The organism is Paraburkholderia sp., assembly GCF_049581445.1.
Taxonomy (GTDB): domain Bacteria; phylum Pseudomonadota; class Gammaproteobacteria; order Burkholderiales; family Burkholderiaceae; genus Paraburkholderia.
In genome coordinates, this window is record NZ_JBAURZ010000267.1 from 1 (window position 1) to 17,736 (window position 17,736).

15 protein-coding genes are annotated in these 17,736 nt (G+C 62.2%); 1 reads left to right on the plus strand and 14 read right to left on the minus strand.

All coding sequences use genetic code 11. From position 1 onward, the window contains the following. The 9 genes from WCA85_RS22585 to WCA85_RS22625 form a co-directional block, all read right to left on the minus strand. Positions 1 to 786 (minus strand): acetyl-CoA C-acyltransferase (locus WCA85_RS22585; protein WP_424067083.1); only part of this gene is annotated, 786 nt, incomplete at its 3' end. A 233-nt stretch (positions 787 to 1,019) separates the two neighbouring features. Then, positions 1,020 to 1,961, minus strand: coding sequence for a sugar kinase (locus WCA85_RS22590; protein WP_424067084.1), 942 nt, complete (start codon positions 1,959 to 1,961; stop codon positions 1,020 to 1,022). Positions 1,962 to 1,964: 3 nt separating this feature from the next. Next, positions 1,965 to 3,371 carry a 30S ribosomal protein S12 methylthiotransferase RimO gene (gene rimO, locus WCA85_RS22595; RefSeq protein ID WP_424067085.1) on the minus strand — a complete coding sequence of 469 codons (1,407 nt, stop codon included), beginning with the start codon at positions 3,369 to 3,371 and terminating at the stop codon, positions 1,965 to 1,967. A gap of 333 nt (positions 3,372 to 3,704) precedes the next feature. Continuing rightward, positions 3,705 to 4,331 carry a polyhydroxyalkanoate synthesis repressor PhaR gene (phaR, locus tag WCA85_RS22600; protein ID WP_424067086.1) on the minus strand — a complete coding sequence of 209 codons (627 nt, stop codon included), beginning with the start codon at positions 4,329 to 4,331 and terminating at the stop codon, positions 3,705 to 3,707. A 139-nt stretch (positions 4,332 to 4,470) separates the two neighbouring features. Then, complete coding sequence (locus WCA85_RS22605) at positions 4,471 to 5,211, minus strand: 3-ketoacyl-ACP reductase (RefSeq protein ID WP_424067087.1); 741 nt, start codon at positions 5,209 to 5,211, stop codon at positions 4,471 to 4,473. 175 nt (positions 5,212 to 5,386) lie between these two features. Further along, a complete protein-coding gene (locus tag WCA85_RS22610) occupies positions 5,387 to 6,568 on the minus strand; it encodes an acetyl-CoA C-acetyltransferase (protein WP_424067088.1) in 1,182 nt (393 codons plus the stop codon). Positions 6,569 to 6,672: 104 nt separating this feature from the next. Beyond that, complete coding sequence (locus tag WCA85_RS22615) at positions 6,673 to 8,526, minus strand: PHA/PHB synthase family protein (RefSeq protein ID WP_424067089.1); 1,854 nt, start codon at positions 8,524 to 8,526, stop codon at positions 6,673 to 6,675. A 442-nt stretch (positions 8,527 to 8,968) separates the two neighbouring features. Then, positions 8,969 to 9,814 carry a peptidoglycan editing factor PgeF gene (gene pgeF / locus WCA85_RS22620; protein WP_424067090.1) on the minus strand — a complete coding sequence of 282 codons (846 nt, stop codon included), beginning with the start codon at positions 9,812 to 9,814 and terminating at the stop codon, positions 8,969 to 8,971. Beyond that, positions 9,811 to 11,094: an RluA family pseudouridine synthase gene (locus tag WCA85_RS22625; RefSeq protein WP_424067091.1), complete on the minus strand. Its 1,284-nt coding sequence runs from the start codon at positions 11,092 to 11,094 to the stop codon at positions 9,811 to 9,813. The genes pgeF and WCA85_RS22625 overlap by 4 nt, the downstream gene beginning before the upstream one ends. 38 nt (positions 11,095 to 11,132) lie before the next feature. On the opposite strand from WCA85_RS22625, the gene WCA85_RS22630 reads away from it, so the two are divergent. Then, complete coding sequence (locus tag WCA85_RS22630) at positions 11,133 to 12,005, plus strand: outer membrane protein assembly factor BamD (protein WP_424067092.1); 873 nt, start codon at positions 11,133 to 11,135, stop codon at positions 12,003 to 12,005. Positions 12,006 to 12,214: 209 nt separating this feature from the next. Here the strand turns inward: WCA85_RS22630 and rlmD are convergent, their stop codons facing one another. The 5 genes from rlmD to WCA85_RS22655 all read right to left on the minus strand — a co-directional run. Next, entirely contained in the window at positions 12,215 to 13,519 is a 1,305-nt protein-coding gene (gene rlmD / locus WCA85_RS22635; RefSeq protein ID WP_424067097.1) for a 23S rRNA (uracil(1939)-C(5))-methyltransferase RlmD, read from the minus strand. 395 nt (positions 13,520 to 13,914) lie between these two features. After that, a complete protein-coding gene (locus WCA85_RS22640) occupies positions 13,915 to 14,691 on the minus strand; it encodes a 3'-5' exonuclease (protein WP_424067093.1) in 777 nt (258 codons plus the stop codon). A 4-nt stretch (positions 14,692 to 14,695) separates the two neighbouring features. Then, positions 14,696 to 15,790 (minus strand): RNA polymerase sigma factor RpoS, encoded by a 1,095-nt coding sequence (gene rpoS / locus WCA85_RS22645; protein WP_424067094.1) that lies wholly within the window; start codon positions 15,788 to 15,790, stop codon positions 14,696 to 14,698. 11 nt (positions 15,791 to 15,801) lie between these two features. Further along, positions 15,802 to 16,755: a peptidoglycan DD-metalloendopeptidase family protein gene (locus tag WCA85_RS22650; protein WP_424067095.1), complete on the minus strand. Its 954-nt coding sequence runs from the start codon at positions 16,753 to 16,755 to the stop codon at positions 15,802 to 15,804. Between the two features lie 11 nt (positions 16,756 to 16,766). Continuing rightward, positions 16,767 to 17,736, minus strand: a 970-nt coding sequence (locus WCA85_RS22655; RefSeq protein ID WP_424067096.1) for a protein-L-isoaspartate(D-aspartate) O-methyltransferase, incomplete at its 5' end; no start/stop codon positions are given.

The following is a 17,736-nucleotide window of genomic DNA, read 5'->3' on the forward strand; positions in this document are numbered from 1 at the left end:
CTCCATCAGCACGACGGCTGCGGCCGCGTCGTTGATCCCAGACGCATTGCCCGCCGTGACCGTGCCGTTTTCCTTCGCGAACACGGGCTTAAGCTTTGAGAAGTCTTCCGCGGTCGGGTTCATCCGCACGTGTTCGTCATGCTCGAACACGACGTCGCCTTTCTTCGAGGCCAGCGTGATCGGCAGAATCTGTTCCTTGAAATAACCGCTGGAGATCGCGTGGGCCGCGCGGCGATGGGATTCGAGCGCGAGGGCGTCCTGCGCGTCGCGAGAGATATCGTATTTTTTCGCGACGTTCTCGGCCGTCACGCCCATGTGAATGCTCTGGAACGGATCGTTCAGCGCGCCGAGCATCATGTCGACGAGCCGCGCGTCGCCCATGCGTTGGCCGAAGCGCGCAGCGGGCATGATGTAGGGCGCACGGCTCATGTTCTCCGCGCCACCGCCAATGGCGATATCCGCATCTCCGAGCAGAATGCCCTGCGCGGCGGAAACGATGGCCTGCAGGCCCGAGCCGCACAGCCGGTTCACCGTTAGCGCAGGCGCGTGTTGCGCGACGCCGCCGTTCAGTGCCGCGACGCGGGCCAGATACATGTCCTTCGGTTCGGTGTGGACGACATTGCCGAACACCACGTGACCGACTTCGTCACCCGCCACTTGCGCGCGTGACAACACTTCGCGCACAACGCGCGCACCGAGATCGGTCGGCGAAAAGTCCTTCAGGCTGCCGCCGAAATCGCCGATTGCCGTACGCACACCGCTGACCACTACGACTTCCCGTTCCATGGTTCGCTCCTCTCATGCTCTGAATGCAATCTCGATGAATCTGCCCACGTCGTGCTTGCTGGCCATTGCTTGCTGGCATCGCTTGCTGGCATCGCTTGCTGGCATCGCTTGCTGGCCATCGCTTGCTGGCCGCCTTACAAGTGGGCCGCGCAGGAGGTCTGGTTCAGCATGCAGGCCCGCTGTGCAGTATGCGCGCAGCCGCACGGCCACGCGGCTCAAACGCTAAAGCGCCTTCAACCAGCCAGGACCTTTTCGACGGCGGCACGGTCGGGAATCGGCGCAACCGCGCCAAAGCCTTGCGTGGACAGCGCCGCCGCCACATTGGCATAACGCGCCGCGACGAATGGGTCGTCGCCCGCCACGATACGCGCGATAAACGCCCCGCCGAAGCAATCGCCAGCGCCGGTTGCGTCCACTGCATTCACCACATATGCGGGCACCATGTGGCGCTCATCCGGCGTCGCGACGTAAGCGCCCTGCTTGCCGAGCTTGAGCGCAACAACGCGCGGCCCGAGCGCCAGCAGAAAATCGACAATCTCGTCACGGCCAGTAAGACCAGTCAACTGGGTGACATCTTCCCAGCTCGGCAGGCAAATATCAGTATGGCGGATGGCGTCGAGCATCACCGCGCGGGCACGCGCCAGCGGCCACAGCTTGAGCCGCAGATTGGTGTCGAAACTCACCTGCACGCCGTGCGCTCGGGCATGGGTGATCGCGGCGAGCGCTGCGTCGCAGGCGCTTACGCTGATCGCGAGGCTGATGCCGGACAGATGCAAGACGCGGGCTGATTTGATCGCGTTGAGCGGAAGATCGGTCGGCGCGTAGCGGCTCGCGGCAGAACCCGCGCGCAGATAATCGAACTGGTGCCCATCGGGGCCATGCGACACAAAATACACGCCGGTCGGCGCCTGGCTGTCGACCTTGACCCAGGCGGTCTCCACCGATTCGCACTCCAGCAGATCGAGCAGCAGGCGCCCAAAATGATCGTTGCCCACGGCCGACAAGAAGCCGCTCGATGCCCCCTGGCGCGCAGCGGCGACACAGAAGTTCGACGTGTCGCCGCCGAATCCCTGGAGGTAATTCGGCTGGTCCTTGGCCGACTGGTTGAATTCGACCATTGCCTCGCCAAGCGCGAGGATGGCCGGAGTCGTTGTCTCGGCTACCGGCAGTGTCATTATTTAAACCTCGCCCCACAGATCGTGACCGTCGGCGCCCGTGATCTTCACCGACACGAAATCGCCAACCTTATAGCGCTTCGACGCCCTGGTGGCCGGCGCGATATACACGACCCCGTCGATCTCCGGTGCATCGGCGGCCGTGCGGCCGATACCGCCGTCGACATTGATTTCATCGACCAGCACCTTCAACGTCTTGCCGACCTTGCGCGCGATACGCTTCGCCGAGACTTCTTCGGCCACTTCCATAAAGCGTGCGCGGCGTGCTTCGCGCACTTCGTCGGGCAATGCGCCCTCGAGTTCGTTGGCGCTCGCGCCTTCGACAGGCGAGTACGCAAAACAGCCGACACGGTCCAGTTCCGCCTCGCGGATAAAGTCGAGCAGCGTCTCGAATTGTTCTTCCGTCTCACCAGGGAAGCCGGCGATAAAAGTGCTGCGAATCGTCAGGTCCGGGCAGATCTCGCGCCACGCACGCACACGCTCCAGCACCTTCTCGGCGTTGGCCGGGCGCTTCATGCGTTTGAGGACTTCGGGATGAGCGTGCTGGAACGGCACGTCGAGATACGGCAGCACGTGACCCTTGAACGGGCCTTCCGCCATCATCGGAATCACTTCGTCGACGCTCGGATACGGATACACATAATGCAGACGCACCCAGGCGCCATACTGCGCGGCGAGTTCGCCGAGCGCGCCGACGAGGTCGGTCATGCGAGTCTTGATCGGCTTGCCGTTCCAGAAACCGGTGCGATATTTCACGTCGACACCATACGCGCTGGTGTCCTGCGAAATCACCAGCAGTTCTTTCACGCCGGATTTGAAGAGGTTTTCTGCTTCGAGCATGACTTCCGCAACCGCGCGCGAGACCAGGTCGCCGCGCATGGACGGGATGATGCAGAACGTGCAGCGATGGTTGCAGCCTTCAGAAATCTTCAGATACGCGTAATGGCGCGGCGTGAGTTTCACGCCTGCAGCGGGTACCAGATCGACGAACGGATCGTGCGGCTTCGGCAGGTGGTTATGCACCGCCTGCATCACTTCGCCTAGTGCGTGCGGGCCGGTCACGGCGAGCACTTTCGGATGCACTTCCTGGATCAGACCCGTACCGCTCGCGCTCTTCTTCGCGCCCAGACAGCCGGTGACGATCACCTTACCGTTTTCGGTGAGCGCTTCGCCAATGGCGTCTAGACTTTCCTGCACGGCTTCGTCGATGAAACCGCAGGTATTGACGACCACCAGGTCCGCGCCGTCATAAGTGCCGGAGATTTCGTAACCCTCGGCGCGCAGTTGCGTGATGATCTGCTCAGAGTCGACCAGGGCTTTCGGACAGCCGAGGGAAACGAACCCGACCTTCGGTGCAAGCGGCAAAGGAGCCGAAGGCGTCGGCACGGCGGGGGAAGTGGTCTGCGACATAAGGATAAAGATCCGGCGAAGAATAGCGATGACAGTGGCGACGATAGGACAGGCAGGTGCGCTCAAGCGCGGCAACCGGCCGTAAAAGCCGCTGCACAGCGTGCGCGGGGCGCTCAGATGTACGCCCCGCCACGCAACCCGCCATTGTACCGCGCCCCGAGCCGATCTCGCCTGCCCGGGCCGCCAGCCTGACGCCGTGCCATAGCGCACCGGCGACATTCCGAACTTCCCCACTTGGTTGCGCCCCGTACTGCGCCGCCGTGCCTCAGCCAGGTCGGCGGCCCAACGCAATCCCGCGCTCCGACGGACTCACCGTCGCCCCACGTCACATCCTTACTTCTTCGCCGGTTCCGGATCCGTCTGCGGATTCGTCTGCGGATTGGCCGGCGTCTGCGGATTGGCCGGCGTCTGCGGATTGGCCGGCGTGAACGGGAACGTGCTGAACATGTTCTTCGCCTGGTTCTGCATCTGCTCCTGCATCTGCACGAACATGTTCTTCGACTGCTCGATATAGCTGGTCATCATGCCCTGCATCATCGGCGCCTGCATGTTCATGAACTGTGACCAGACCTCGGGATTCATGGCCTTGCCTTCATACAGGTTCTTCGACTGGTCGGCGAGCTTGGCCTGAATGTCGATGAACGCCTGGATGTTCTTCTCCAGATACGTGCCCATCATCCCCTGCATCGCGTGTCCGTAAAAACGGATGATCTGCGAGAGCATCGACGACGAAAACATCGGCAGGCCGCCGCTCTCTTCTTCCAGAATGATCTGCAACAGAATGGCGCGCGTCAGATCCTCGTTGCTCTTCGCATCGATGACCTTGAAATCTTCCTGATCCAATACGAGCTGTTTGACGTCCGTCAGCGTGATGTACGTGCTGGTCTCGGTGTCATAAAGCCGACGGTTCGGATATTTCTTGATGAGTCGTTCGGCAGTTTTCTTTGTAGTAGTGGTCATTTAACGCCTTTGAGCGCCATTGAAGCGCAGAAACGGCGTCCTGTCGCACGCGCAATCGGGCCTTCGATTGCACGGGCGAGACGCCGCCGGAAACACCTGAACCATGAAGCGCCCCCTTTGCCGCGGGGCGCGACACGGATCAGCCCATATGCAGACCGCCGTTCAGCGAGAAATCGGCTCCCGTGGAAAAGCCCGATTCGTCCGACGCGAGCCACGCCACGATCGAACCGATTTCATCCGGATGGCCGAGGCGGCGCACCGGAATCGTCGCGACGATCTTTTCCAGCACGTCAGGGCGAATCGACTTGACCATATCTGTGCCGATGTAGCCCGGCGAAACCGTGTTGACCGTCACGCCCTTGGTTGCCACTTCCTGGGCCAGTGACATCGAAAAGCCGTGAATGCCGGCCTTGGCGGTCGAATAGTTGGTTTGCCCGAACTGGCCCTTCTGGCCGTTCACCGACGAGATGTTGATGACTCGGCCCCAGCCCCGCTCGACCATGCCATCGATCACCTGCTTGGTGACGTTGAACAGGCTCGTCAGGTTGGTGTCGATCACCGCCGTCCAGTCTTCATGAGTCATCTTGCGGAACACGACGTCGCGCGTGATACCGGCATTGTTCACCAGCACATCGATCTCGCCGACTTCGGCTTTCACCTTTTCGAACGCGGCCTTGGTCGAATCCCAGTCGCCGACATTGCCTTCCGAGGCGATGAAGTCGAAGCCGAGCGTCTTTTGCTCTTCGAGCCACTTGACGCGGCGCGGGGAGTTCGGGCCACAGCCGGCGACGACCTTGAAGCCTTCCTTGTGAAGTCGCTGGCAGATGCTCGTGCCGATTCCGCCCATCCCGCCCGTTACATACGCAATTCGCTGTGCCATAAACCACACTCCATTATCGTTATTCCGAGGCGCCGACCGGCCACCTCTATCCTCGCCTTTACTGCTTTATCTCCGCTGCCGCCGGGCGACCGGCCGGCGAGGCACCACACGCCACTTACCACTCGCCGCGCTGTATTCCCCCTGAAGGAGAACACCGCGCGCGGCAAGACTTCTATCAGGCGCGCTCGACTGCGAGCGCCACGCCCATGCCACCGCCAATACACAGCGAGGCCAAACCCTTCTTTGCATCGCGCTTCTGCATTTCATACAGCAACGTGACGAGAATCCGGGCGCCGGACGCGCCGATCGGATGGCCGATCGCAATTGCCCCGCCGTTCACGTTGACCTTCGACGTGTCCCAGCCCATTTGCTGATGCACGGCCAGCGCCTGAGCGGCGAAGGCTTCGTTGATTTCCATCAGGTCGAGATCCGCGGGTGTCCAGCCTGCACGTTCCAGGCAGCGACGCGAGGCCGGCACCGGGCCCATGCCCATTACCTTCGGATCGACGCCGGCGTTGGCGTAGGCCTTGATGCGCGCGAGCGGCGTGAGACCCAGCGCCTCGGCCTTCTTCGCCGACATCACCACAAACGCGGCAGCGCCGTCGTTCAGGCCCGACGCGTTGGCTGCCGTCACCGTGCCTTCCTTCGAGAAGGCCGGCTTCAAACCTGCCAGCGACTCTGCGGTCACGCCATGACGCACGAATTCGTCAGTGGTAAAGCGCAGCGGCTCGCCCTTGCGTTGCGGAATTTCGACCGGCACGATTTCGTCGTTAAAACGCCCCGACTTCTGCGCGGCCTCCGCCTTGTTCTGCGACAGCGCAGCAAACGCGTCCTGCTGTTCACGCGTAATGCCGTATTCCTTCGCAACGTTTTCCGCAGTCACGCCCATGTGATACTGGTTGTACACGTCCCACAGGCCATCCACGATCATGCTGTCGATCAGCTTGGCGTCGCCCATACGGAAGCCGTCACGCGAACCCGGCAGCACGTGCGGCGCGGCGCTCATGTTTTCCTGACCGCCTGCCACGACGATATCCGCGTCGCCCGCGATGATCGCGTTGGCCGCCAGCATCACGGCTTTCAGACCCGAGCCGCAGACCTTGTTGATCGTCATGCCGGGCACCGCCATCGGTAGACCCGCCTTGATCAGTGCCTGACGCGCCGGGTTCTGACCCGAGCCGGCCGTCAACACCTGCCCCATGATGACTTCACTGACCTGATCGGGTTTCACGCCCGCGCGTTCAAGCGCGGCACGAATCACGATGGCGCCAAGTTCGGGTGCGGCGGTTTTCGCCAGCGACCCACCAAATTTGCCCACTGCCGTACGCGCGGCCGATACGATCACTACATCAGTCATTTCAATTTCCTCCGGACTTCGCGGCCAGCCGCTCCGCCAACTCTCAAGTTAAACATCCATACACCTGCTCAGTGTCGCGACACCTGTTATTCGCGATATTCGCGTTATTCGCGCTGCAAGACGTAGCGACCTGGCGCGGCCTCGATCACGGGAAAGTCCGCAGAGCCGGCTTGAGCACGCGGCTTGACCTTCTTGCCGCCGACCTGATCGAGCCAGCGGGTCCATTCGGGCCACCAGCTGCCGGGCACTTCGGTGGCTTCGCCAAGCCAGTCGTCCGGACTTTTCGGCAGCTGCCTGTCTTCGCCCTGGAGTACCCAGTAGTTGCGCTTGTTCTTGGCCGGCGGATTGATCACACCGGCAATATGCCCCGACGCGCCGAGCACGAATTCGATCGGGCCGCTGAGCAACGGCACCGATGCATACGCCGTATGCCACGGCACGATGTGATCCTCGCGCGAACCGTAGATGAAGGTCGGCACGTCGACCAGCGACAGGTCCACCTTTTCGCCGCACACGGTCAGCGCATTCGGCTCGCGCAGGCGGTTCTCGAGATAGGTATTGCGCAGGTACCACACGTACATTGGACCGGGCAGACTGGTCGAATCGCTGTTCCAGTACAGCAGGTCGAACGGCGTCGGCGTGCGACCCTTTAGATAGTTATCGACGACATAGTTCCACACCAGATCGTTCGGGCGCAGGAACGAGAACGCATTGGCAAATTCGACGCCGCGCATCAGGCCCGCAGGCGTGCCGTTCTTGCCGCCGATAGTCTGCTCGCGCATCTGCACATGGGCCTCGTCGACGAACACGTCGAGCACGCCCGTGTCCGAGAAATCGAGCATGGCAGTGAGCAGCGTCATCGAGGCGGCCGGGTGTTCGCCGCGCGCCGCTGCGACGGCGAGCGCGGTGGCGAGCATCGTGCCGCCTACGCAAAAACCCAGCGTGTTGATCTGCTCGCGTCCACTGATCTTCCGCACGGTGTCGATCGCCGTCAGGACGCCTTCGTCGGTATAGTCGTCCCACGTCTTGTGAGCGACCGATGCATCGGCATTGCGCCACGAAATCAGGAACACCTGGTGACCGGACTCGAGGCCATGTGCGACCAGCGAATTCTCCGGTTGCAGATCGAGGATGTAGTACTTGTTGATGCAAGGTGGCACGATCAGCAGCGGCCGCTCGCGCACGGTCGCCGTGCGCGGTTTGTACTGGATCAACTGGATCAGATCGTTTTCGAAGACGATCGAGCCTTCAGTCGTTGCGAGATTCTTGCCGACCACGAAGCGTGACTCGTCAGTCTGCGAAATCTTGCCACGCTGCAGATCGCTCAGCAGGTTCGTCACTCCCTGACGCAGGCTCTCGCCGCGGCTTTCCAGCAAGGTCTTCTGCGCCTCGGGATTCAGCGCGAAGAAGTTGCTCGGCGAGGTCGCCGCCGTCCACTGCTGGACGGCGAAACGTATCCGCTCGCGAATCTTGGGCTCGGTGTCGAGCGCGTCAACCAGTTCCTGCAGATAACGGGCGTTCAGCAGATACCAGGCAGCGGTAAACGCATAGCCCGGCGCAGAGGTCCATGCCTCCGCGCTGAAACGACGGTCCTTGAGTTCAGGCAGCTTCGGCGAGCCATCCGAAGATTGCTGTAACAGCGCCAGCGCTTCACGCGAATAATCGCTCTGCAGTTTCTGCAACCGTTCAGAGGGGATCGCGGCCGTGGGCAGCTTGAACCCGGCGAACGGCGACATGGCTGCAGCGGCGTTGGCAAAGTCGGGCATGGCTGGCATGGCCGGCATCTGCGGCATGGCGAAAGGCGTGCCATTGCCCGCGCCCGGCACGCCGAGCGAGCGCCACGCATTCATCCAGGCGTCGAATAACTGCTGCGCTCCGGCGGGGCCGGTTTGCTGCTGGGAACGCTCCGTCGAGGAGTCCGTGCTTGAGGAGGTGGAGGAGTGTTGTGATGCTGCCATACCTGCTTTTGACCGGTGAGTCCTCGCGGACGGTTGAGAGGCAGGCTTCTGACGCGCGTGGGCGATTGCTCGCGACCTCGTCACGCCCTGCCCATGGGTGAGGAACATTCTTGCTCCCCATCGCGAGGCATGTCAATGCTTGTTCCCGATTTTGCCGCAGTGCGATATTTTTTTAATTATCGTTTTCCCCATGTATTTCACGGCGTTATTGCGCGCGCCCTGAACGAAATCAGCAAAATGTAAAAGGCCTATAATTACAGAGGCTTTTTTCGTATTTAAGGCTTCTAATGGCGCCGATTTTCGAATCAGCCAGGCGCCCGAAGCGCGCGTTTTGGCGCTGCAACAAAAATACCTGCCCCGCCCCCGAACAAACCCTGATAAGCCCCGTGCGACGGGGCTGCCGCCCAGGACTACGTGTTGACCCTGGCGAATTCAGATCAGTTTAATCGGCCAGCCAGATCATCGCGGCCATACGGCCTGTGACGCGATCGCGCCGATATGAATAAAAACGTTCGCGTTGAGTGACCGTGCATGCATCGCCGCCACTAATCTGGGTCACGCCAATACCCTGCAAACGCAGGCGAGCAAGTGCCGGCAGATTGGCGAGATATTTACCGGGTGCATCCTCGCGCGGGATAAATGCGTCCGCGGTGGCTTGCCGTTGTGCGACTTCAACACCGTCAACGCGATTCATGAAGGCGTCACGCACGTCTGCCCCGACCTCGAACGCGTCCGGTCCGATTGACGGTCCGAGGTACGCATGCAGCGAGTCCGCCGACGTGCCTGCCAGTTCCGCTACGCGTTGCGCCGTCTTCTCGATGACGCCCGCGGCAAGTCCGCGCCATCCGGCATGCGCCGCGCCCACCGCGCGACCGGCGGCATCACACAGCAGCACCGGCATGCAGTCCGCGATCATCACCACGCAGATGGTGCCGGCCTCGCTGGTCACGCAAGCGTCTGCCTCGACGACTGAGGCGCCCCCACGCGCTTTGGCCAGCACGTCGCTCGCATCGACCACTTCAGCGCCGTGAACCTGCTTCAGCCAGGCCGCGTTTGAGACGCCAGTGAACGCCATCAGCCGCGCGCGGTTCTGCACTACGCTGTCCGGATCGTCGCCGGACAGAAAGCCGAGATTCAGACCGCCCGGCTGATCCACGCCCGCCTGCCAGCGGCCAAACGGCGGCAGGCTCACACCGCCATTGCGCGTGCTGACGATCGCACGCACGCGTGGCGAGACGCGCCACGCAGGTTGTAACACGTCGCCAGGGGTCAACTCAGGCAGGCTCATGCGCGCTCGTCCTCGTCGGGGTCGTGCTCGTCGGCGCCATCGTCTTCCTGATCATCATCATCTGCGTCGAGCGCATCGTCGTCGTCGAGTTCGTAACCTTCCGCTTCCTCGTCTTCGTAATATGCCTCGTCGAACTCGCCTGCCTCGTCGCGACCTAACCCGAGCGCCGCCGAGAGGGCCGCCATGTCGTCCGGCACCTCGGCGCGCCATTGCATCTCACGGCCCGTCTGCGGATGAATCAGGCCGAGACGCCACGCATGCAGCGCCTGGCGCGCGAAACCGTCGGGCAGCGGCGTAACCGAGCGCTTGCCGCGTGCCCGGCCATACACCGGGTCGCCCAGCAACGGGTGACCGATATGGGCGCAATGGACGCGAATCTGGTGGGTGCGCCCGGTCTCCAGGTCGCAGTGGATTGCTGAGACGGGCTGGCGTTGCCAGATCGCCGAATCGACGCGGCGAAAATGCGTGCGCGCGGGCTTGCCCGAGGCGCTCTTGACCACCGCCATGCGGGTCCGTTCGCGCGGATCGCGGCCGATGGGTGCGTCGATGGTGCCCTCATCGGGCATGTTGCCCCACACCAGCGCGAGATACCGGCGCTTGACGGTACGGGCCTGCAATTGCCGCACGAGATCGGTCTGCGCCTCAAGCGTGCGGGCGACCACCATCAGCCCGGAGGTTTCTTTGTCGAGGCGGTGCACGATGCCAGCGCGCGGCAAGCCGGCCGCCGCCTCGCCATAGCGATGCAGGAGCCCGTTGAGCACCGTGCCGCTCCAGTTGCCGGCCGCCGGATGCACCACCATGCCGGCCGGCTTGTTGATCACCACCAGGGTGTCGTCTTCGTAGACGATCTCGAGCGGCACCGGCTCGGGTGTGAAGGCAAGCTGCTCGGGCAGCAGGTCGGGCACGAGTTCGATCGTCGCGCCAAGCGGCACCGGCTGGCGGATCTTGGCCGGGGCGCCATCCACCCGCACCCGCTCGGCTTCGATCCAGCTTTGCAGCCGGTTGCGCGAGAACTCCGGAAAAACCTTGGCGAGCACCTTGTCGAGCCGCTCGCCGGCCAGATCGTCGGGCACGCTGACGATCCGGGGCGAATTGTCCACGGCCTTGCTGGCAACGGTCGGCACGCCGACCGGCGCTTCCTGAGGCACAACGGCCTCGCTGTCGAGATCGTCATCTAACGAATCACTACCCAACGCGTCGGCGGGGTCAGCGCTTGGGCTATAATCTTTGTTGCTATTCCGGGTACCAGTTGAGGAAACCGGATTATTTGAACGGGTCATTGAGTCTGGGTCACCTGGACGTAAAGCTAGACTGGAAAATGCGAGCCTTGAATACCATTATCAAAGCGGCCCTTAAGACGGCAGCCCTGAAGTCCGCGGCGCGAAAGACGGCCGGGAAAGTGGCTAGATATTTCGCCTGTGCGGCGGCCATCGCCATTGTGGCGGCCTGCCACGGCCTGCCGGAAAAAACCGATGAAACGGCAACCTGGGCCAACAACAAATTATATACGGAGGCGCAGGACTCTCTGTCCGCTGGCGACTGGAGCAAGTGCGCGAAATATTTCGAAATGCTTGAGGGCCGCGATCCGTTCGGCCACTACGCTCAACAGGCGCAGATCAACGTTGCCTACTGTAACTGGAAAGATAGCGAGAATGACGCCGCCAACCAGGCTATCGACCGCTTCATCCAGTTGCATCCGGATCACCCGGACATCGCTTACGCGTACTACCTGAAGGGCATGATCAACTTCAACGACGACCTCGGACTGCTCGGCCGCTTCTCCGGCCAGGACATGAGCGAGCGTGATCCGAAGTCGCTGCGCGAAGCGTATGACGCGTTCAAGGTGGTGGTCGACAAGTATCCGAACAGCAAGTACGCACCGGACGCCGCCGCGCGCCAACGCTACATCGTCAACGCGCTGGCTTCGCACGAAGTCCATGCGGCGGATTACTACTACCGCCGTGGCGCCTACGTGGCTGCCATCAACCGCGCGCAGCTCGCCATCAAGGATTACCGGAATGCACCGGCAATCGAAGACGCGCTGCATATTATGATGCTGTCGTATGAGAAGCTGAACCAGCCGCAATTGGCCGACGACACGAAGCGTGTGCTAGCCGGCACGTTCCCGGACAGCCCGTACATCACGGGTCGCGCGCGACCGGGTACGGAAAAATCGTGGTGGCAGTTCTAGGCCTGACCACGTTGGAATGACGCGCTGCCTGATCCATCGCAGCGCTCATAAACAAAAACGCCACAACTGCAAAGTCGTGGCGTTTTTTTTGGCTGGCGCGATGGAGGCGAGTGGTGGTGCGCAGGGTGGCCGAGGCGTTAGCACGCCACGCCCCGCACTCGACCCACTCAGTCCTGCTTATCTAGCGGCTCTCAGTTAACCGCTCTCGTTTAGTCACGCTCAAACAGCGCGATTGATTCCACGTGAGACGTGTGCGGGAACATGTTGACCACGCCCGCGCCCTTCAGACGGTAGCCTGCCTCGTGCACCAGCAGATCGGCATCGCGCGCGAGCGTCGCCGGATTGCAGGAGACATAGACGATGCGTTTGGGCAGCGGACCCTTGCCGCTCTGCGCGATCTCGGCCAGCGCTTTCGACACCGCCAGCGCTCCTTCGCGCGGTGGATCGACGAGGAACTTGTCGAAGTGGCCGAGGGCGCGCATATCATCCGCGGTCACTTCGAAAAGGTTGCGGCAGGCGAATGACGTATGGCCGGCCACCCCATTTTCTTCGGCGTTGGCGAGCGCACGCGTGGTTAATACCTCGCTGCCTTCGATGCCCACCACTTCCCTCGAAATCCGCGCGAGCGGCAGCGTGAAATTGCCAATCCCGCAAAAGAGGTCGAGGACGCGATCGGTACGCGACGGCGCCAGCAGACGCAACGCCCGGGCCACCAGTACGCGGTTGATCTGGTGGTTCACCTGGGTAAAGTCGGTCGGCTTGAACGGCATGCGGATGTCGTATTCCGGCAGCGTGTAGTCGAGGCGCGCGTCGAGCGGATAAAACGGCGTGACGGTTTCAGGCCCCTTCGGCTGCAACCAGAACTGGACGTTGTGCTGATCCGCGAATTCGCGCAGCAATTGCTCGTCGGCAGCCCTGGTCGGTTCCAGGATGCGCAGCACCAGCGCCGTTACGGACGCACCCACCGCGACTTCGATCTGCGGCACGCGCGCGCAAATCGACAGGCCCTCGACCAGCCGACGCAGCGGCACCAGCATCGCCGACATATGCGGCGGCAGCACCTCGCAACTCGTCATGTCGACAATGAAACCGCTTTTGCGCTCGTGGAAACCGACCAGTATGCCGCCCGTCTTCGCTACGAGTCGCACGGTGAGCCGCGCCCGGTAGCGATAACCCCAGGAGGGGCCGTGGATCGGACGGAATACGGTCTCAGGACGCAGCTTCGCCAGATGGACGAGGTTGTCTTCGAGCACGCGCTGCTTGACGGCGATCTGCGCGCGCACGTCCAGATGCTGCATCGAACAGCCGCCGCAAGTGCCGAAGTACTGACACTGCGGCTTGGTGCGCATCACGCTTTCGCGCAACACCTCGACCATCTCGGCCTGCTCGAAACTCGGTTTTCTACGGTAGCTCGCATAGGTGACGCGTTCGCCAGGCAATGCGCCCTCAACGAAGATCACCTTGCCCGGCGTGCCGTCCTCGTTGACGGTACGGCCCACGCCGCGCGCTTCCATGTCGAGCGATGCGACCTCCAGAACCGGCGCAACGACAGGCGCAGTGGAAGCCCTCGGTTCGACGGACGCTTTTCTCTTGCCGCGCGACGAACGGTTCGACTTGCGATTGGAGGAGCGCCCCTTGGCACGATTTGGGGCGCGATCTTGTGCGCGATCTGGGTCGATCTGAGACACCTGCGGCTTCCTGACAGACTGTGTGGGGGGAAGGCGAGATTGTAGACGAAGCGCATCCGGCGGCGGCGATTTGACGAAACGCGCGGACGGATGCCCCAGTGGGCCTCGTCAGGCGGCCTTCGTTAGGCCGCCTTCTTCATACGCTGCGTCAGCTGCTGTGAGCCACGGTAAGCCGCTGTGGGTCACCGTGAGCCCCTGTGGCGCTGCTGAGCCACAAACGATCACTGATCGAACGCGGCCAGATACTCAGCCCAATGCGCTGCCTGCTCTTGCGCGAGCGAATTTTTGACGAGGGCGATTTCGTCCGCATACTCTTCTGCCGAGAAGCCGCCGCGCATCAACTGGAAGCGGCAATACAGCAAGTAGGTGTTGACGACGTCCGTCTCGCAATAATTGCGAATTTCTTCGATGCGGCCGTCCCGGAACGCGTGCCACACCTGGCCGCCATCCATCCCCAGCTTGCCTGGAAAGCCGCACAGTTTCGCGAGTGCGTCGAGTGGCGCGTTCGCGCGAGTTTGATACATGGCCAGCACGTCCATCAGGTCAGTATGGCGCGCATGGTAACGGCTGATGTAGTTGTTCCACTTGAACTCGCGGTCGTCCTCGCCCAGGTCCCAGAAGCGGCTGGCCGGAATGCCGTTGACCAGCGCCCGGTAGTTCAGCACCGGCAAATCGAAGCCGCCGCCGTTCCACGACACCAGTTGCGGCGTGTACTTCTCGATCACCCGGTAGAACGACTGCACGAGCGCCGCTTCACCGTCCTCCGGCGTACCGAGCGAGCGCACGCGAAACCCGGTGTTGTCGCGAAACACGCAGGAGATGGCGGCAATCCGTTGCAGGTGGTGCGGTAAAAAATCGCTGCCAGTCTTTTCGCGGCGCGCGGCGAACGCGTGCTCGGCGACTTCGGCGTCGCTTAACGTGGCAGGGAGATCTTCGAGGCGGCGAATGCCGGCGACATCGGGAATCGTCTCGATGTCGAAAACAAGAATCGGTGTCATTGGGTTATAAAACGGCGTCCTTGCGTACACCGTTGGATGCAAAGAAGCGCTTCAGCCGTACCAGCGCTTCCTGCTGGATCTGGCGCACACGCTCGCGCGTGAGGCCCATTTCATCGGCCAGCTCTTCAAGCGTGGCCGGCTCGATATGATTGAGACCGAAACGGCGCTCGATCACGTGACGGTGCTTGTCCGACAGGCGTGCAAGCCACGCGCGCGTCAGCGTTTCCAGTTCGCGGTGTTGCACTTCGGCATCGGGCGACTGACTCTGGTCGTCCGACAGCAGATCAAGCAGACTGCTCGCCGGATCCAGATCGAGCGGTGCATCCAGAGACGCTGTGTGCTCGTTCAGCGCGAGGATGTCGGTGACTTCGTCGGTCGTTTTACCGGTCAGATAGGCGATGTCGTCAATGCTGGCGTCGCGGCGATCGGCCGCTTCACCCGAATTCATCGAATTCTTTTCCAGATGGCGCTTCGCGCGCAGCACCTGGTTCAACTCGCGGATCACGTGCACCGGCAAACGCACGGTGCGCGCCTGGTTCATGATGGCGCGCTCGATACTCTGCCGAATCCACCACGTCGCATAAGTGGAGAAGCGAAAACCGCGGGTCGGGTCGAACTTTTCGATTGCGTGCATCAGGCCGAGGTTGCCCTCTTCGATCAGATCGAGCAGCGGCACACCGCGATTCAGATACCCTTTGGCGATACTGACGACGAGTCGCAGATTGCGCTCGATCATTACCTGACGCGCCTCGAATTCGCCAGCCTTGGCCAGACGCGAGTAACGCTGCTCTTCTTCAACAGTCAAAAGCGGCTTGACGCTGATTCGGTTCAGGTAATGCTGAATCGTGTCAGCTGTCAGTTCGGCCTGCAGCAACGCGCGAAAATCGTCGGCGTCGGGCGCGCTATCGTTTGCGCTCTCGCGCGCGTCGCCGGACTCTTCTGCACCGTTTTGACGCTCGTCAGAGTCCCGTGCACCGTCAAGGTCTTCGACGTTATCGTCCTCGACCTCCGAAGCACCACCGTCCTCCACCGTAACATGCGTGGCGCGACTGATGTTCTCAGATTCGGCTTGCGGCGGGCGGCGCTTCGGTTTCGGCATGGTCGTATCGCTTATTGCGGCGGCAAATACTTCAGTGGGTCGACAGGTTTGCCCTGCCGGCGAACTTCGAAATGCAACATCACACGGTCCGAATCGCTATTGCCCATTTCGGCGATCTTCTGCCCCTTGGTCACCGCGTCCCCCTCTTTTACCATCAAAGCGCGGTTGTGTGCATAAGCCGTCAGAAAAGTTGCATCATGTTTGATGATAATGAGATTGCCGTAACCGCGCAGCCCATTTCCAGCGTAAACCACACGTCCATCGGCAGCGGCTTTCACCGGATCGCCGGCAGCCCCGCCGATATTGACGCCCTTGTTGCTGGAGTCGTCAAAGGTGCCAAGAATTGGACCGCGCACCGGCCACGCAAACGCGATATTGCTGGCTGCTGCGGCGCCGGTATCGCTCGCGGCGGTTTGCGGCGGGATTGTGGCGGCGTTGGACGCCGAACCATAAACCGGCGGCGCCGATGCGATACCGCCGACGACACCACCAGCGGTGCCCGCAACCGGTGCACCCGGGCTCGCGAGCGGTGCAGTCTGCACGCCACCGCCGGCGATCGGCGAGGTGGCCACGCCCGGCGTGATGGCCGCGACGTTTGCACCCGGCGGCGCCACGCGCAGCAATTGATCGACCTCGATCTGGTTCGGGTTAGTCAGGTTGTTCCAGGTCGCGATGTCGCGATAGTTCTGGCCGTTCTCAAGCGCGATCCGGTACAGCGTGTCGCCCGGCTTCACCCGGTAATAACCCGGAGGCGGCGGCCCGAGCGGGACCGGCGGCAGCGGTTGTCCCGGAATGGCCTGGGAACTCTGGGTGCTAAGGGTGCCGGATTTGTCGACGACCGGCGCGTTATCGAGCCGTGTCGCACAGGCCGTCAACAAGGAGAGTGCGACCACGCACACGCTACGCTGGGCTGCGGTCAGAGGGACATTAAGGCTGGTTCTTGGTATCACGCGCAACTTGCTCATGGTCATCGGTTTCAGATCACTCCGGATTTTAAGGGTACAAAGAAAACGCGATCAAGCCGCGACTCGCGCCATTGCGCGGGGCCGGTACGTTCCACGAGCGTGAGCACCTGAGTCTGACCGTCCTGCGCGCCGACTGGCGCGACGAGGCGCCCGCCAATGGCGAGTTGCTCGAGCAACGCCTGCGGCACGTCGAGTCCAGCAGCGGCGATCACGATTGCGTCGAACGGTGCGACCGAGGGCAGACCGAGCCGGCCGTCGCCGTAGTGCAGACGGATGTTCGGAATGCGCAGCGGACGCAGGTTGGTCTTGGCGCGTTCGTAAAGCGGTTTGATGCGTTCAATCGAATAAACGTCGCGTGCGACCTGGCTTAACACGGCTGCCTGATAACCGCAGCCCGTGCCGATTTCCAGCACGTTAGCGAGCGGCCGGCCCACCGCAGCCAGTTCAATCATCCGTGCCACCACGGAAGGTTTTGAGATCGTCTGGTGATGGCCGATCGGCAGCGCCGCATCCTCGTAAGCCTGGGTCGCGAGACCCGGATCGACGAACATATGGCGCGGCACTACCGACATGGCGTGAATCACACGCTGATCGGTGATGCCGTTTGCCCGCAGGCGTTCGACCATCCGTTCGCGAACCCGTTCCGAGGTGAGCGCGAGCGAGCCGTTCAACGGCACGTTCGGCACCGCGCTGCGTTCGGCAGGTTTGCTATTCGGCCGTGCTGGGGAACCGACGGGTGCAGACGATGGGCGGTTTGCCAGTATGGCTGCCTGCTTGAGCGGCGTCTGGTTCGCCGGCTTCACAGTCATTTTGACCGCGGGCTTCAAAGCGGTGGGCACAGCAGATTTTGCGGCCGGCTTTAAAGCGGGCGTCACCGCGGGCTTCGCAGCGGGTTTCAATGCCGGCGTCAGCGCCGATTTTGCAGTGGGCTTCGCGACCGCCTTGGCGGCGCCTGGAGCGGTTGTCTGAGCGGTCTGACGC

Coding starts and splice junctions, on each gene's coding strand:
- WCA85_RS22590 (WP_424067084.1), bottom strand. CDS start 1,961: ATGACACTGCCGGTAGCCGAGACAACGACTCCGGCCATCCTCGCGCTT.
- rimO (WP_424067085.1), bottom strand. CDS start 3,371: ATGTCGCAGACCACTTCCCCCGCCGTGCCGACGCCTTCGGCTCCTTTG.
- phaR (WP_424067086.1), bottom strand. CDS start 4,331: ATGACCACTACTACAAAGAAAACTGCCGAACGACTCATCAAGAAATAT.
- WCA85_RS22605 (WP_424067087.1), bottom strand. CDS start 5,211: ATGGCACAGCGAATTGCGTATGTAACGGGCGGGATGGGCGGAATCGGC.
- WCA85_RS22610 (WP_424067088.1), bottom strand. CDS start 6,568: ATGACTGATGTAGTGATCGTATCGGCCGCGCGTACGGCAGTGGGCAAA.
- WCA85_RS22615 (WP_424067089.1), bottom strand. CDS start 8,526: ATGGCAGCATCACAACACTCCTCCACCTCCTCAAGCACGGACTCCTCG.
- pgeF (WP_424067090.1), bottom strand. CDS start 9,814: ATGAGCCTGCCTGAGTTGACCCCTGGCGACGTGTTACAACCTGCGTGG.
- WCA85_RS22625 (WP_424067091.1), bottom strand. CDS start 11,094: ATGACCCGTTCAAATAATCCGGTTTCCTCAACTGGTACCCGGAATAGC.
- WCA85_RS22630 (WP_424067092.1), top strand. CDS start 11,133: ATGCGAGCCTTGAATACCATTATCAAAGCGGCCCTTAAGACGGCAGCC.
- rlmD (WP_424067097.1), bottom strand. CDS start 13,519: ATGGAAGCGCGCGGCGTGGGCCGTACCGTCAACGAGGACGGCACGCCG.
- WCA85_RS22640 (WP_424067093.1), bottom strand. CDS start 14,691: ATGACACCGATTCTTGTTTTCGACATCGAGACGATTCCCGATGTCGCC.
- rpoS (WP_424067094.1), bottom strand. CDS start 15,790: ATGCCGAAACCGAAGCGCCGCCCGCCGCAAGCCGAATCTGAGAACATC.
- WCA85_RS22650 (WP_424067095.1), bottom strand. CDS start 16,755: ATGAGCAAGTTGCGCGTGATACCAAGAACCAGCCTTAATGTCCCTCTG.